This window comes from Vibrio sp. 1249-1, assembly GCF_033340495.1.
The window spans coordinates 226,451-241,294 of sequence record NZ_JAWOWJ010000006.1 but is presented as its reverse complement, the minus strand read 5'-3'; the positions used below and the strand labels follow the sequence as shown (position 1 = coordinate 241,294).

The following is a 14,844-nucleotide window of genomic DNA, read 5'->3' as shown; positions in this document are numbered from 1 at the left end:
GCATGTCAAAAATTCTTCCAGTGGTGGTGGCCTGTTTGTTAGCAACCACTATGGGCGCAAGCGCCTCGTCTATTCCGGAAAAAGCCAGCGTATGTAGCGGTTGTCACGGCCAAGATGGCATGGGACAGCCAAATATCGCGCCGATGATCGCTGGTTTAAACGCGAATTATCTCAACACTCAAATCGAACTATTCCTTAGTGGCGAACGCCAAAATGTGGTCATGCAAGGCATGGCGAAGGAACTCAGCGATCCCGCAGGCCGTAAGGAAGTTATGGAGTACTTTGCTAACCTCCCGAGCTATGAGTTCACGAATCCAGAACAACGCGGCGACCAAGCTGATATTCGTAACCCGTATCGTAAGTTAATTTTCCAAGGCGATTGGGATAGAAATATTCCAGCTTGCGCAACTTGTCATGGAGCCAGCGGTATGGGCGTCGACAAGTTCCCTCGCCTCGCAAGCCAACATGCTGATTACTTAAAAACGCAATTGATGGCATGGAAAAACGGCACTCGCAGTGGCGACCCGCTCAATATGATGGGGACCATCGCAAAAAATCTCACTGACAAAGAGATCGAAAATCTTGCTTACTACTTTGCCTCATTACGTTACTAGGAGCAGTCATGAAACGTTTCTATTCTTTGTTCGCACTGCCTTTCATTTCTACGCTCGTACTAGCTAACGCTCCATTACCGGACCGCCAGAAAGAGCTACCTGCGATAGAAAAAGAAAAGCACGGTGAATACTTAAAACCGCGTGATCTCAGCACAATCCCAAACACCGCATTTGGTGAGCAAGTAAAACGCGGTTACTCGCTCTTTGTTAACTCACAACAAATGCGCGGAAAATACGTTGGCAACGAACAAAACTGTGTGAACTGCCATATGGAGGCAGGACGAAAAGCAAACGCTGCGCCACTGTGGGCAGCTTACATGGCATACCCGGCATATCGTAAGAAAAACGATCGCGTAAACAGCTATGCTGACCGTATCCAAGGTTGTTTCGAGTATTCCATGAACGGTAAAGCGCCCGCTTACGATTCGACAGAAATTGTTGCCCTTAGTGCTTACGCCTACTGGTTAGCGATGGGCGGCTTGCTTGACAAACATGGTATGGCGGATGAACCCATTCCAGAACTAGACGCAAAAACGTTGCAAATTGGTGGAAAAGCAAAAGACTTCCCGTTGCCCGAAGCCATCGCACAAGCATTACCAATTGAAAAGCGGGGTAATCTCTCTGGGCGTGGCTACCCAAAAATCGCCGCCCCTGAGCAAGAACCATCAATAGAGCGAGGCGCATTGGTCTACGAAAAGAACTGTGAAACTTGCCATCGCGCCGACGGTTCAGGCATCAAAGACACCAACGACCATTCATACATTCCACCACTTTGGGGCGAATATGCGTATAACTGGGGCGCAGGTATGCACCGGATTAACACAGCGGCCTATTTTATTTACGAAAACATGCCGCTTGGGAAAAGTGTGCAGCTGACAGAGCAAGAAGCTTGGGATGTCGCAGCATACGTCAACAGCCATGAGCGTCCACAAGATCCTCGATTCAAAGGCAATGTCACCGCAAACGCGGAGAAATATCACCAGCACCAAGGCTATTACGGCAAAACGCTCAACGGTACGCAAGTCGGCTCCAATGCCTTTAAGAGCGGAACGGTCAAGTAAAGTACAACTAAGTACCTTAAATAAAATGCTCTTTTTCCCTGCTCTGATTATCTGGGCAGGGTTACTTACCCTTAAAAACAAGTAATTACCCCCCTCCACAGACAAGCAATATCACATTATTTTCGACTTCCAACATACTCATCTTCGCCGTAAAATCTTGTACCAAACGCGACTTCGTTTATGTCTTAGATCTCCCATATCCTCTAATGCCAAAAGTAAGAAACTCGTAAACTCCTGAATCAAAACAAGCGTGCCTAGTGAAAAAAGAGTATTCTTAAAGCAAATGAATCTAAAACCTACCCGATGAGTATTCAACCTAATTCCCGTCAGTTAATTTCATGCGAAGAGTGCGGCCTTGTTGTTCGCATTCCCGATATCGAACAGGGGCAAAAAGCACAATGTCCTCGATGTTCGCATTCGCTGACTAAAGTGAATGCCAAGCCTTACCAAAGCGTGATCGCCATATCATCGGCATGTTTGATCATGTTAGTGCTAAGCATTTCTTTCCCTTTTATGTCGTTCAGCGTGCAAGGGTTGTCGCAAGAAATCACCTTGTTGCACGCTGCCAAAATGCTGGCTGAGTTTCAAAATGTGCTTTTGGGTGTGCTGCTACTCGCAACAGTTATCGTTTTGCCTGCAATCTATGTTGGTCTCATTCTCTTTCTTCACCTTGAAGCATTAAAAGCACGTAAACATACCCCCTCTAAAAAGCAGCAACGAATGGCAAAAGTTTTATGCCGTCTTCTGTTTCGAGTCGAACCTTGGTTAATGGTGGATGTATTTTTGATTGGCGTGTTGGTCAGCTTAATTAAAATCGCTTCCCTCGCAGACATAGGAATGGGCACTTCATTCTGGGCGTTTTGTGTATATACCGTTCTGGTAGTCAAATGCATATCAATGGTCGACAAAAGCTGGCTCTGGGGGCACTTTATTCCAGCTATCGAGCTACCTGATGTAAAAGAGGGTGATACGCACCATAACCACAACCATATTGGTTGTCATACGTGCCACCAGCTCAACCCTATTGAAGCTAAAAAACACCAACACTGCATTCGTTGTAAAAGCCCTATTCACAAATACAACCCCGCAGACAATTTACAAAAAGCTTGGGCGCTTTTGTTTGCTTCAATCATTTTCTATATCCCTGCGAACCTCTACCCTATGATGTACACCGTAAGCCTTGGACATGCAGAAGGTTCGACTATCATGGAGGGGGTAATATTGCTTTGGCATTTAGGTTCTTACCCTATTGCGATGGTAATTTTCTTTGCTAGCGTATTTATTCCAATGGCGAAAATGCTGGCACTCGCGTGGCTGTATTACAATGCGAAAAAAGCGCGATATCTTCCGCACGAAGAGAGTATTTCACGCTTAAAGATCTACCGCATAACTGAGTTTATTGGCCGTTGGTCCATGATCGATATCTTCGTCGTCGCGATCTTAGTTGCACTGGTTCAGCTGCAAAACTTAATGGCGATTTATCCAGGTCCTGCTGCGCTCTCTTTCGCGGCAGTGGTCATTTTTACTATGCTTTCTGCAATGATATTTGACTCACGTTTGTTGTGGCAATTGCCACAAAACGAAGTGCAGGAGCCGATTTCTGACAACTTAAACGAGAAAGCCAAATATGAGTGATGAGAACAACGTAACCGCTCAAATAAAACCGCAAAAGCAGATTTCTGCGATATGGATTGTCCCGATCCTTGCGCTAGCCATGGGAGCGTGGATGCTGTTCCAATATATCAACAGTACAGGCCCACAAATTACTCTCCAACTGCCAACCGCAGATGGGATTGAGGTTGGCAAAACCGAAATCCGAGCATTGAATGTAAAAGTCGGACTGATTACTGAAGTCACTCTCAGTGAAAATTACGATCACATCATCGCTAAGGCACAAATGAACAAGGATGCAGAACGCATGCTGCGAGATGACACCATGTTTTGGGTTGTGAAGCCTCGTATTGGCCGTGATGGCGTTTCAGGTTTAGAGACCTTGCTCTCTGGCGCTTATATCCAACTTCAGCCGGGTAAATCTAAGATAGAGAAAGAGCGCTTTACGGTCTTAGATGTTCCCCCAGTCGCCTCTCCTGATGCAGAGGGGTTACGCCTTGTGTTAACACACCGCGAGGCTGGTAAGCTAGGCGTTGGTGACCCCGTCATTTATAAAGGCTTTACGGTTGGTCGTGTAGAGAAAACCAGCTTTGATGTTGACACTCGCAAAGCGTTATACCAACTCTTTATTTTCAAGCCTTATGACAGCTTAGTGCGCACTCGTACCAAGTTCTGGCTGAATTCTGGCGTAGATTTACAGCTCAACGCTGAAGGGTTCGAAGTCAAGTTTGGCTCATTAGAGAGCATGCTAACGGGTGGTGTTACCTTCGATACCGTTCCAGGTCTTGAATCCGGTGAACAGCTCACTGAAAATATGGTCAACTTCCGCTTGTACGATGATATTAAACAACTTCGAGAAGGCATGTACGATGATTATATTGAATTCGTTATGCTTTTTGATGAATCGGTACGAGGACTTAAACGTAAGGCACCTGTCGAATATCGAGGCTTGAGAATTGGTACTGTGATGCGTGTACCAATGCGACTTCCAACCCCAGAAGAGAACTTTTCTGCGAAAAAAATCCCTGTATTGGTACGTATCGAGCTCGGCCGTGTTTATGGCGATTTCCAATCCCAATCTTTACCAATGTTAAAAGATAAATTGAAGAGTGAGTTTGCTAAAGGCCTACGTGGTACTTTAAAAACAGGTAACTTATTAACAGGCGCACTGTATGTTGACGCCGACTTCTATCCAAATGACGAGCCTTACGTACCGAGTAAGTTTGCTGATTTAGATGTTTTCCCAACCATGCGTGGTGGTTTTGCGCAGGTTCAGCGCCAAGTGAACGACTTCCTAAATAAGATTAATAACTTACCGATGGAAGAAACGCTAGATTCTCTCAATTCAACGTTAAAAACGTCTGAAAAAACGTTAGCTTCAGCAGAACGCGTGGCGGACAGTATTGATAAACTTTTGAATCAAAAAGAGACGCAAGAGATCCCAACAGATATTCGCCAAAGCTTACAGCAATTACAAAAAACACTCGATGGTTATGGGCCCAACTCAACCATGTACAGCGAAATGGAAGCCACGCTAAAAGAATTAGAAAGCGTGATGACAGAGTTTAAACCCGTACTTAAACAGCTAAACGAAAAGCCAAACTCTCTCGTGTTTGGAGAAGATGAAATCAGTGACCCAATACCAGTTAAAGGCCAAAACTAATGAAACGAGTATTCTTTCTGTCTATCGCGCTATTTGTCGGTCTAACGGGTTGCAGTAGCGCTCCGCAAACTAAAGGAGCTATGTACCTTCTACCTAAGGCGGAACCAGTGACGCTGAGCTCTTCTGATATCGCTCAGCGCCCAACTTTAGTTGTTCGTCCAGTGACATTGGCGAGTTATTTGAATGATAATGGCATTGTTTATCGAACCTCTGAGACCCAAGTTATTCAGGCAAAACACAATCAATGGGCGCACAGTATTTCTGAGCAAATCACTCAGAGAGTTGTCGCGGAACTACGTCAAAAGCAAAGTCATTACTGGCCGACTGAAATGAATAATCTGTTGGATCAAAGCGGTGAAGCCAAACTACAGCTTACGTTAAATAAATTTAATGGCAGCTACAAAGGTAATATCGAAATTGAGGGAGAATGGTTACTCATTAATGCCGAAGGTAAGGTCGAAAACAGTGCGCCAATACAAATCTCACAGCCGCTTCAAGATGAAGGCTATGAAGCGCTCGTCAACGCTTTATCCATAGGCTTAGAAAGCCTAACCTCAGACATTGCCAAACAACTCTAAGTCAATGTTAATTACAGGGAAGCAAGTTGCTTCCCTTTTTTATGCAGAGTGTAGCGACTTCTACTAAGCTGAAAGCTGACGAAAAGCCGAAAAGCCGAAAAGGAAATTGGATGAAACCATGTAACCTGCTATCACTCTCCTCACTCATTCTTGTATTACCTACATCAGTAGCGCTCTCAGCCGAGACACAAGAATCTCGTTGGCGAAATAGCATAGAAGTGTACATGCTAGGACTGAATATCCACGGGGATACCAGTATTGGTCGCTTTTCATCAGAGGTGGATGTCGATCCTAAGTTCATCGTAGACCACCTCGATATTGGGGCGATGTTGCGATTCGAGAGTATTTACCAAAGTAAGTGGGGCTACTACATAGATTATAGTTTCATGAACTTAAGTGGTGATGTTAATAATATCAAGGGCGCTCTGCCTAACGCTCGTTATCGTGCGGACATCGAAATACGGCAAGGTGTTCTAGAAGCAAAGGCATTCCAACGCGAACAATATTCATTTGGTAAACTGGATTATATGTTTGGATTACGTTGGTGGGACAATGACATCACCGGCAAGCTGTATCGTAATGACAACCGGGTACTAGAAGATAGACTGTCATTACAAGAAGATTGGGTCGATTTTTTAGTTGGCTTGCGACTCATTGATGAATTGAGCGAAAACTGGCGATTTCATGCCAGCATCGACGCCGGACTTGGCAACGATACTCACTTCACTTATGCCATTCAAACTGGTGTTCGTTATAGCTTTAACGAGTGGTCTGATCTCAACTTAGCTTACAAGTCGACCTGGGTCGATTACAAAAATGAAGAGGTATTTGAATATGATACGGCTTCTCAAGGGCTTTTAGTCGGACTTGGCTTTTACTTTTGATTAGGTTGAACCCTAGCCTATATTCAAGCGTTGTAACTTGTACCAACTCTAGGTACACGTCTAGTGCCACGTTACAGATGCTTAAATAAGGCAAATTGATCTTCATCAGACTATAAATTGCTCTTCGGTGTTACTCTCTGTCGCAAAATATAAAACCCCACTCTATGACCTCATATAGGTCTTGTTGATAAGGTTCCCGAGTAGCAATGTCGATTAACATTTCCGATTTAACCACCGCCCTAAATAAGGTGGAGCATATTCATAAAGTGCAGCTTGAAAACGTACATCAGTTCTTCAAAGCAAACGAAGCTTTCTCGTTACAAACATTCAGCCAGCTGATATCAAGCGACTCGCTTGATGATCGATTTAAAACCATCGATAAAGCTTTCTCTTTGCTTGGTGATGCAAAAACCTACCTTTTAGAAGTGTCTTACCTTATTAAGTAAAAAAAGAAAGCCCCGATAAAATTCATTACCGGGGCTATCATTTTCTATCTAAACTACTGATTTACAATTTGTAACGATCATCAATTACCGTTAATTCTGGGAAGGTTTTACCCTCGTCCATCGCTTCCTCTGTCTCTTCTTTTACTTGGTTATCAATCCAGAAATTACCGATATCCATTGGATGAAGCACCCATTCTGTCGCTTTTGTCATGCCGTTTTTAGGAATTTTAACCCAGCGCCAATGAGCAACTCGAGAATAAGGCACCATGTAGCCAGGAACGATGATGTTCGCTTTGCTGACATAGTTTTGGATTTGATGCGACAAGTCGTAACGCTTCTCCTGATCAAACTCAGAATCATACGCTTCAATTAACTTGTCTAGCTCAGGGCTGCTGTAGTTGGTGTGAGCATTCGTTTGTGGTCGATTTGCATTATCCGAGTGTAGGTATTCCCAATACGCAGGGATCTCACCAGAGCCCATATTCAAAAACGCTAGCTGATGCTTTTTCTCAAGAATGTATTTAAACGCAGATGAGCCATCCACCAAGTTTAACGTGAACTCAAGACCAGCAAGTTTCGCTTGCTCTTTCAGGTATGCAATACGCGGTGTCCAAGAGTTGTATCCATAGGTGATAGCAAAGCTCAAGCGTTGGCCCTTGTCGTTAATACGAATACCATCTGCGCCCACTTTGTCAAAGCCCGCTTTTTCGAAGTGTTTAACCGCCGCATCAGCATCAAACTTTGGCGGTGTATTGTTAGGATCATCGTATTCGCCATGACCAAAGCCGAGTCCATGCGGTTTACGTGAATAATCTCCACGCATGATGTTTTCAATCATGCCGTCATAGTCAGTGGCTGCCATAACACCTTTACGCACTTCTAGGTTATCCAACATCGGCATCGCTGTGTTCATCCAAAGACCACCTGCTCCTTGCGGTGCTTCGTTAAAGCCCCAGTACTTTTGGATATAGCCTTTTTTGTACACATCACTATTGGTTTTGTCATGCCAAAAGCTTGGTAGCACCATCTCAAAGTAGTCTAAGTTGCCTTTCTCAAAGTGCTTCATGGCAATATCAGGATCGCGAATCACCTTAATGCGAACCTTTTCAACGTTATAACGGTTTTTATAGTAGCGGTTGTTGTATCCCCACCAATCTTCACCGACATGTTTGAATGTCACGCTCTTACCTTTCTTCACTTGATCAATGTAGTAAGGCGCTGCGGTTGGCTCAGATTTAAAGTTAAACTTTCTGACGAAGTTATCAGGCATGCCATCGTTATTTGCGTCCTTTTCTCCTTCAAAGAAGTGTTCAGGACGAGGCTGAAAACCATTACTTGGCATGTTAATCATAACCATAAGTGAGTCATGACTTTGAGCTACAGCAAGATTGACTTTGATCGTGTAGTCATCAATTTTTTCAACACTCACAATACTGTTTGTGAAGAAGTCGTTATACCACGGGTCGATAATGTCTTTTGACGTGTAGTACTTCATCATAAAGACGTAATCATCTGCTGTAATTTTTTCACCATCTGACCACTCGGCCGTTTCGTCGAGTTTAAAGAATACGGTTTTGTTGTCCTCTCCAAATGCCCATGACTTAGCAAGTTGAGGGATCCATTTGCCAGTATTTGGATGACGCTGAGCCAGTTTTGGTGAACCATCCATTAAGTATTGGCGCAAACCTGAGTTCGCATCTGGACCAACACTTCGTAATGTTTGCGGAAAGCTCTGAATGTAAGTGCGATAGGTGCCACCTCGTACCGCTTCTTCAGAGGCAAATAGAGGTTCGTTGTTGTTTGAAATCCATTCGATATCAGCTGGCAATTCTGCCGCACTCAGTTGAAAACTGGCAGCGGTCAGTGTTGCTAGTACTGAAAATGGCAGTTTTTTAGTCATGTTTCTTCCTTGTTGTGTTTGCGCACTAAGGTCGTAACAAGGAAGACAGCGTGTGAAAGCTCACAGAAAGCTGCGATTTAAAATACGCAGATAGGAAATAATAGGAACGTAATATGAAGTGACGTCCTGCCAGCTTCTATATTAATTTCAAAGAGTTTCACTAGGTCATCCTAGACCTTACAACGCAGTGAATGCATCTTCGCCATAGTATTCTTTAGATATTTGTAACGCAAGCCATCAATAACACATGATTGCATTTTCGAGGCATCACAGTGAGTTATGTTACAAAAGTGTGATCAGCATAGTACCAAGCCCTACTTTACTCAGAATAAACCGCAGAACCTTTATCTCAATTGGCCCCGATATACCAGTTACAGCGAGTAAATGATCAGACATAGCTGGTTAAAAGGAATGGTTGTTTACCGCGATCAGTATTTTCATTCGATATAAAAAGTGAGGCATCTTAGCCTCACTTTTCTCCATACAATCGAGACAGTGCTTACATTTTAGATAAGCTCTCATTGATCGACTTCAGCACTTCTGCAGGATTTGACGCTTGAGTGATAGGGCGACCAATCACAAGATAATCTGAACCTGATTGGATAGCGTCTACTGGCGTCATGATACGGCGTTGGTCACCTTGTTCTGAACCAGCAGGTCGAATACCAGGGGTCACTAATTTAAATTCTTGGCCTAGTTCGCTCTTCAGTAGTGAGGACTCTTGCGCTGAACATACGACACCATCTAAGCCCGCGTTTTTGGTCAAGGTTGCTAGACGAATCACTTGCTCCTGAGGCGCAACATTCAAACCAATACCAGCTAAATCACTTTGTTCCATACTGGTTAGTACCGTTACACCGATAAGAAGTGGACGATCTTTACCATATGGCTCAAGAATTTCACGTGATGCCGTCATCATACGCTCACCACCGCTCGCGTGTACGTTCACCATCCATACACCCATTTCAGCCGCAGCGCGAACTGCTTTCGAACAGGTGTTTGGAATATCGTGAAATTTTAAATCTAGGAATACCGAGAAACCACGTTTATGGAGTTCACGTACAAAATCAGGACCAAATAGCGTAAACATCTCCTTGCCAACTTTTAGTCGGCATGACGCAGGATCAATTCTATCTACAAACGCAAGTGCATCTGCTTGGTTATCATAATCCAGTGCGACAATAACTTTTTGGTCGATCATTTCATCTCCTAACTGTTTTGGTTCTTATTAAATAAAAAGTTAAAAAAATGCAGCGGACAGAAACTCTGCCAGCTGCATTAAGAATTATTCACCATCCAATCCGCGGATTGGCTTGATCGTCCCCCATCCTTTACAGGACGGACAATGCCAATAAAGGGAATGGGTAGAAAATCCACACTTCCGGCATCGGTAATGTGGTTTCACTTTTAACTGTTCACCCACCATCGCTTGTAGTGTTGATAGGCTGTCTTTCGCTCGACCATCTTCTGCTTCTGCAATGTGGTAGTCAATTAAACGGTAGAAGCCCTTCATGGTTGGGTTTTTCAGCAATTGTTTCGTCAGTAACTCTTGAGCAGCCCCAACGTTCTCGTGATGAGCAACTAATTGAGCCAACATCAACTCGGCTGATACGCCAGCTTTCTTATCAATACAAGCTCGCAGAAACTCGACAAGTTCATCTTCCTGACCCAGATGATGATAGCATTCTGCAATAGTTGGCAAGACATCACTGATAAAGTCTTTATCTTGCTCAAGTACCCCTGTCAGATATTTGATGGTGTGCTTATAGTCTTCAGACTCTAGATAAATTCGTCCCAAAGCAATACTTGCTCGAACACACTTCGGGTCTTCCGCTAACGCTTTTTTAAAATGCTGTATTGCCTTATTAGTATTCCCATCAGCTTGGTCGAGCATGGCTATTTCACACCAAAAATGGGCAATATTTGCACGCATCCTTGAGCGTTTATTACCTAACTTAGCCAATTGGTTCGCGTAATAAATCGCCTTTTCCCATTCTCGTGTTTGCTGATAAATGGTCACTAATTGTTGAAGAGCCGCCTCTTTGTAATCTGGCTCTTCGACTAACTGTTCGAAGATTTTCTCTGCACGATCAAGAAAACCTGAGACCATGTAGTCTTTCGCTAACTGTTGAAGGGCGAGGTTCTTTTGGTCCAGTGTTAAGCCTGAACGAGAAATAAGATTTTGGTGAATTCTGATTGCGCGGTCGACTTCACCACGAGACCGGAACAGGTTACCCAACGCAAGGTGAGTATCGATGGTCTCGTTATCAACTTGGAGCAATTCAATAAAGTGATCGACAGCCTTATCTGATTGGTCAGAGAGCAACAGATTAAGACCCGTCATATACTGACGAGAGATTTGATGAGATTGCTTCTGCTTGTCTTGCTGAGCGCTGCGATGCCCCATATACCAGCCATACGCAGCAGCTATAGGCAACAACAAGAAGAGTAGTTCAAGCATTAAAGTTAAGCCTTATCCTTATGCCTGTTTTTCAATGGCTGGCTTATCAGCAGCGTTGTTTGATTCAGTTGGTTCGTACTTTTTCAGTTTTTTCTTTAAACGACGGACCTGTAGCTGAGTTTTCAGTTGGATGCTACCAAAGGTAACCCACGCTAAAGCAAAGCCAACCACAAATACTACACCTAATAGCGTAGATAAGTGGAACTCTCCTTTTGCTAGAAGATAGTTAAAAGTCACGAGCTCTTGGTTTTGGGAACCTAACGCCAATGCAATTAAAAAGAGAGCTAAAACAGCAACGATTTTTATAATTTTCATGTTACATCACCCTTCTAGGAGTAAGTCGGTAAGATTATGCAGGAAAATGCTTCTTCAGACTACGTATATTAGCAATAATCTATACCCAAGTAACCTCAAGATGCTTAGTTTGTAGACATGCTTAGAAGTTAAAGTTATTTGGGTATAGAAAACAGCTGAATCCACAATTAGATTAGTAAACGATCTTGGATGTATGACTAACTTGGATACATTACAAAAAAGCGGCATACACAAACGTATGCCGCTTTTTTCAAACTAATAAGAGTGCATTAACCAATATTTACACGCTCACGAAGTTCTTTACCAGGTTTGAAATGTGGAACGTATTTACCTTCCAATTCCACTTTATCGCCCGTTTTAGGGTTACGACCTACGCGAGGCTCGCGGTAATGAAGAGAAAAACTACCAAAGCCACGGATCTCGATACGGTCACCGCTCTCTAGTGTAGAGGCCATGTGCTCTAAAATATCTTTTACAGCATCCTCTACCTCTTTCGCTGATAAGTGTGTTTGCTCAGCGCAGAGTCTTTCAATCAGTTCAGACTTAGTCATAGTTGCCCTCTTTGAGTATCTTTATCACTTATTATAGTAAGTAATACTAATTCCAACAAACACTTGCTGACAATTCTAGGCAAATTTTATGCAAAATGCGCAATGAAGAAATGCCTTTTATTAAGATAGTTTACTGTCATTAGTATTACTACTTAAATATGACCAAATATAAAAAAGGAGCCTTGCGGCTCCTTTTTTGCTTAAGCGAGTATATTATTCGCCTTTAGCAGCTTTGAAAGCGTCAGCCATTGCGTTACCGAATGCATTGTCATCTTGCTTGTTGATAGATGCCATTGCTTCTTGCTCGTCAGCTTCGTCTTTAGCTTTGATAGATAGGTTGATTACGCGGTTCTTACGGTCTACACCTGTGAACTTCGCTTCAACAACATCACCAGCGCTTAGGATTAGAGAAGCATCTTCTACGCGATCGCGTGATACTTCAGAAGCACGGATGTAACCTTCAACGCCTTCTGCGATTTCAACAGTAGCGCCTTTAGCGTCAACAGCAGTTACAGTAGCGTTAACTAGAACACCTTTCTTGTTGTCAGCAACGTAAGCATTGAATGGGTCATTTTCCATTTGCTTGATGCCTAGAGAGATGCGCTCACGCTCAGCGTCTACTGCTAGAACAACTGCAGAGATCTCGTCGCCTTTCTTGTACTCACGTACAGCTTCTTCGCCAGCAACATTCCAAGAAATGTCAGATAGGTGAACTAGACCGTCGATGCCGCCTTCTAGACCGATGAAGATACCGAAGTCAGTGATAGACTTGATCTTACCAGTAACTTTGTCGCCTTTAGCTTGTGCTTCAGCGAATGACTGCCATGGGTTAGCTTTACACTGTTTCAGACCTAGAGAGATACGACGACGTTCTTCGTCGATTTCAAGAACCATAACCTCAACTTCGTCGCCAACATTAACAACTTTAGAAGGGTGGATGTTCTTGTTAGTCCAATCCATTTCTGAAACGTGAACTAGACCTTCAACGCCTTCTTCGATTTCAACGAAGCAGCCGTAGTCAGTTAGGTTAGTTACGCGACCAGTTAGTTTGTGACCTTCTGGGTAACGCTTAGCGATTGCTACCCATGGATCTTCGCCTAGTTGCTTAAGACCTAGTGATACGCGAGTACGCTCACGGTCGAACTTAAGAACTTTAACTTGGATCTCGTCACCAACGTTAACGATTTCAGATGGGTGCTTAACGCGCTTCCAAGCCATATCAGTGATATGTAGAAGACCGTCAACGCCACCTAGGTCAACGAACGCACCGTAGTCAGTAAGGTTCTTAACGATACCTTTAACTTCAGAACCTTCTTGTAGAGTTTCTAGAAGCTCGTCACGCTCAACGCTGTTCTCTGATTCGATAACTGCACGACGTGAAACAACTACGTTGTTACGTTTTTGGTCAAGTTTGATAACTTTGAACTCTAGCTCTTTGTTTTCTAGGTGAGCAGTGTCGCGGATTGGACGTACGTCTACTAGAGAGCCAGGAAGGAAAGCACGGATACCGTTTAGTTCAACAGTGAAACCGCCTTTAACTTTACCGTTGATGATACCAACAACAGTTTCAGCTTCTTCGTAAGCTTTCTCAAGTACGATCCAAGCTTCGTGACGCTTAGCTTTCTCACGAGAAAGTTGAGTTTCACCGAAACCATCTTCAACAGCGTCTAGAGCTACGTCTACTTCAGCGCCAACTTCAACTTCAAGTTCGCCAGCAGCGTTCTTGAACTGTTCAGCAGGGATAGCAGATTCAGACTTAAGACCAGCGTCAACAAGAACGAAACCGTTCTCGATAGCTACTACAGTACCTTTAACGATGCTGCCTTGTTGGAATTCTGTTTCGTTTAGAAACTCTTCAAAGAGTTGAGCAAAAGATTCAGTCATTTAATTAATCTTCAATAAATTAAACTTCCACGGGTATCCTACCGCATGGGGTTATTAAATTCGCCAGTCATCATCCTTGCGACCAACGCTCTTAGCCTAGTCGAGTATTATTACTCAGCTAGCTTCGATTCGATATATTGTAGTGCCTTTTCTACTACTTCGTCGATAGTCATCGACGTAGAATCTAGCACAAGCGCATCCTCAGCAGGGCGTAATGGCGCCACTGGGCGGTTACGATCTCGGTCGTCACGCTCTTGGATCTCGCTTAAAAGGTCAGCAAATCTAACATCTAACCCTTTCTCTTGCAACTGTTTAAGGCGTCGATTTGCACGCTCTTCAGCACTCGCATCAAGGAAGATTTTTGCTTGCGCACTCGGGAATACAATTGTGCCCATATCACGACCATCAGCAACCAGACCCGGAGCGGTCTCAAATGCACGCTGACGACGTAGTAATGCTTCACGAACACGTGGCAAAGCCGCAACTTTAGATGCTGCCATACCCGTTTCTTCTTTACGAAGCTCCCCTGACACATCTTCGCCTTCTAGAATGACCTTAACTAAGTCACCTTCCGCGATAAATTGAACGTCTAGGTGTGTTGCTAGTGGGACAAGAGCATCTTCTGACTCGGTGTCGACACCGTGGTGAATCGCAGCGAGTGCAAGTACACGATAAATTGCGCCAGAATCTAAGAGTTGGAAACCCAACTTTTTCGCCAGCAACATACATAAAGTGCCTTTACCTGCACCACTAGGTCCATCTACGGTTACAACCGGAGTTTGAGAGGACATGTTCTTCTCCACCAATAGTTTCTTTTCAGCAATTTGCTCGGTTTTCGAGGCGCACATTATACGGGTAATCAGTCTTTGGAGCGAG

The 14,844-nt window shown here is 43.8% G+C and carries 14 protein-coding genes; 7 read left to right on the top strand and 7 right to left on the bottom strand.

Annotation, left to right across the window (positions count from 1 at the left end; all coding sequences use genetic code 11):
* Positions 1-50 precede the first annotated feature (50 nt).
* The 7 genes from R7Z50_RS13550 (at position 51) to R7Z50_RS13520 (ending at position 6,857) form a co-directional block, all read left to right on the top strand.
* Positions 51-614, top strand: coding sequence for a c-type cytochrome (locus tag R7Z50_RS13550; RefSeq protein ID WP_372059261.1), 564 nt, complete (start codon positions 51-53; stop codon positions 612-614).
* A gap of 8 nt (positions 615-622) precedes the next feature.
* Complete coding sequence (locus R7Z50_RS13545) at positions 623-1,675, top strand: c-type cytochrome (RefSeq protein ID WP_005376684.1); 1,053 nt, start codon at positions 623-625, stop codon at positions 1,673-1,675.
* Positions 1,676-1,978: 303 nt separating this feature from the next.
* Positions 1,979-3,310 (top strand): paraquat-inducible protein A, encoded by a 1,332-nt coding sequence (locus tag R7Z50_RS13540; RefSeq protein WP_318149124.1) that lies wholly within the window; start codon positions 1,979-1,981, stop codon positions 3,308-3,310.
* A complete protein-coding gene (pqiB, locus tag R7Z50_RS13535; RefSeq protein ID WP_005376682.1) occupies positions 3,303-4,949 on the top strand; it encodes an intermembrane transport protein PqiB in 1,647 nt (548 codons plus the stop codon). The genes R7Z50_RS13540 and pqiB overlap by 8 nt, the downstream gene beginning before the upstream one ends.
* Entirely contained in the window at positions 4,949-5,527 is a 579-nt protein-coding gene (locus R7Z50_RS13530) for a membrane integrity-associated transporter subunit PqiC (RefSeq protein ID WP_042523078.1), read from the top strand. The genes pqiB and R7Z50_RS13530 overlap by 1 nt, the downstream gene beginning before the upstream one ends.
* Positions 5,528-5,637: 110 nt before the next feature.
* Complete coding sequence (locus R7Z50_RS13525; RefSeq protein ID WP_031778929.1) at positions 5,638-6,411, top strand: hypothetical protein; 774 nt, start codon at positions 5,638-5,640, stop codon at positions 6,409-6,411.
* A 206-nt stretch (positions 6,412-6,617) separates the two neighbouring features.
* A complete protein-coding gene (locus R7Z50_RS13520; RefSeq protein WP_005385812.1) occupies positions 6,618-6,857 on the top strand; it encodes a hypothetical protein in 240 nt (79 codons plus the stop codon).
* A gap of 61 nt (positions 6,858-6,918) precedes the next feature.
* Here the strand turns inward: R7Z50_RS13520 and R7Z50_RS13515 are convergent, their stop codons facing one another.
* From R7Z50_RS13515 to cmk, 7 genes are all read right to left on the bottom strand, one after another.
* On the bottom strand, positions 6,919-8,757 hold the full coding sequence (locus R7Z50_RS13515; protein ID WP_005376669.1) for an extracellular solute-binding protein: 1,839 nt from the start codon (positions 8,755-8,757) through the stop codon (positions 6,919-6,921).
* A 499-nt stretch (positions 8,758-9,256) separates the two neighbouring features.
* Positions 9,257-9,958, bottom strand: coding sequence for an orotidine-5'-phosphate decarboxylase (pyrF, locus tag R7Z50_RS13510; RefSeq protein WP_017821659.1), 702 nt, complete (start codon positions 9,956-9,958; stop codon positions 9,257-9,259).
* An 84-nt stretch (positions 9,959-10,042) separates the two neighbouring features.
* Complete coding sequence (lapB, locus tag R7Z50_RS13505) at positions 10,043-11,218, bottom strand: lipopolysaccharide assembly protein LapB (protein WP_005376665.1); 1,176 nt, start codon at positions 11,216-11,218, stop codon at positions 10,043-10,045.
* 18 nt (positions 11,219-11,236) lie between these two features.
* A complete protein-coding gene (locus tag R7Z50_RS13500) occupies positions 11,237-11,533 on the bottom strand; it encodes a LapA family protein (protein ID WP_053304243.1) in 297 nt (98 codons plus the stop codon).
* 269 nt (positions 11,534-11,802) lie between these two features.
* On the bottom strand, positions 11,803-12,084 hold the full coding sequence (gene ihfB / locus R7Z50_RS13495) for an integration host factor subunit beta (RefSeq protein WP_005385816.1): 282 nt from the start codon (positions 12,082-12,084) through the stop codon (positions 11,803-11,805).
* Positions 12,085-12,297: 213 nt separating this feature from the next.
* Positions 12,298-13,968 (bottom strand): 30S ribosomal protein S1, encoded by a 1,671-nt coding sequence (gene rpsA / locus R7Z50_RS13490; RefSeq protein ID WP_005385817.1) that lies wholly within the window; start codon positions 13,966-13,968, stop codon positions 12,298-12,300.
* Between the two features lie 110 nt (positions 13,969-14,078).
* On the bottom strand, positions 14,079-14,759 hold the full coding sequence (cmk, locus tag R7Z50_RS13485; protein WP_021033981.1) for a (d)CMP kinase: 681 nt from the start codon (positions 14,757-14,759) through the stop codon (positions 14,079-14,081).
* Positions 14,760-14,844 lie beyond the last annotated feature (85 nt).

What these genes read in the sequence shown, in the direction of transcription:
- R7Z50_RS13500 (WP_053304243.1), bottom strand. Translation starts at nt 11,533, where the DNA reads ATGAAAATTATAAAAATCGTTGCTGTTTTAGCTCTCTTTTTAATTGCA.
- pyrF (WP_017821659.1), bottom strand. Translation starts at nt 9,958, where the DNA reads ATGATCGACCAAAAAGTTATTGTCGCACTGGATTATGATAACCAAGCA.
- R7Z50_RS13545 (WP_005376684.1), top strand. Translation starts at nt 623, where the DNA reads ATGAAACGTTTCTATTCTTTGTTCGCACTGCCTTTCATTTCTACGCTC.
- rpsA (WP_005385817.1), bottom strand. Translation starts at nt 13,968, where the DNA reads ATGACTGAATCTTTTGCTCAACTCTTTGAAGAGTTTCTAAACGAAACA.
- R7Z50_RS13515 (WP_005376669.1), bottom strand. Translation starts at nt 8,757, where the DNA reads ATGACTAAAAAACTGCCATTTTCAGTACTAGCAACACTGACCGCTGCC.
- R7Z50_RS13530 (WP_042523078.1), top strand. Translation starts at nt 4,949, where the DNA reads ATGAAACGAGTATTCTTTCTGTCTATCGCGCTATTTGTCGGTCTAACG.
- cmk (WP_021033981.1), bottom strand. Translation starts at nt 14,759, where the DNA reads ATGTCCTCTCAAACTCCGGTTGTAACCGTAGATGGACCTAGTGGTGCA.
- R7Z50_RS13540 (WP_318149124.1), top strand. Translation starts at nt 1,979, where the DNA reads ATGAGTATTCAACCTAATTCCCGTCAGTTAATTTCATGCGAAGAGTGC.
- R7Z50_RS13525 (WP_031778929.1), top strand. Translation starts at nt 5,638, where the DNA reads ATGAAACCATGTAACCTGCTATCACTCTCCTCACTCATTCTTGTATTA.
- pqiB (WP_005376682.1), top strand. Translation starts at nt 3,303, where the DNA reads ATGAGTGATGAGAACAACGTAACCGCTCAAATAAAACCGCAAAAGCAG.
- lapB (WP_005376665.1), bottom strand. Translation starts at nt 11,218, where the DNA reads ATGCTTGAACTACTCTTCTTGTTGTTGCCTATAGCTGCTGCGTATGGC.
- R7Z50_RS13550 (WP_372059261.1), top strand. Translation starts at nt 51, where the DNA reads ATGGGCGCAAGCGCCTCGTCTATTCCGGAAAAAGCCAGCGTATGTAGC.
- ihfB (WP_005385816.1), bottom strand. Translation starts at nt 12,084, where the DNA reads ATGACTAAGTCTGAACTGATTGAAAGACTCTGCGCTGAGCAAACACAC.
- R7Z50_RS13520 (WP_005385812.1), top strand. Translation starts at nt 6,618, where the DNA reads ATGTCGATTAACATTTCCGATTTAACCACCGCCCTAAATAAGGTGGAG.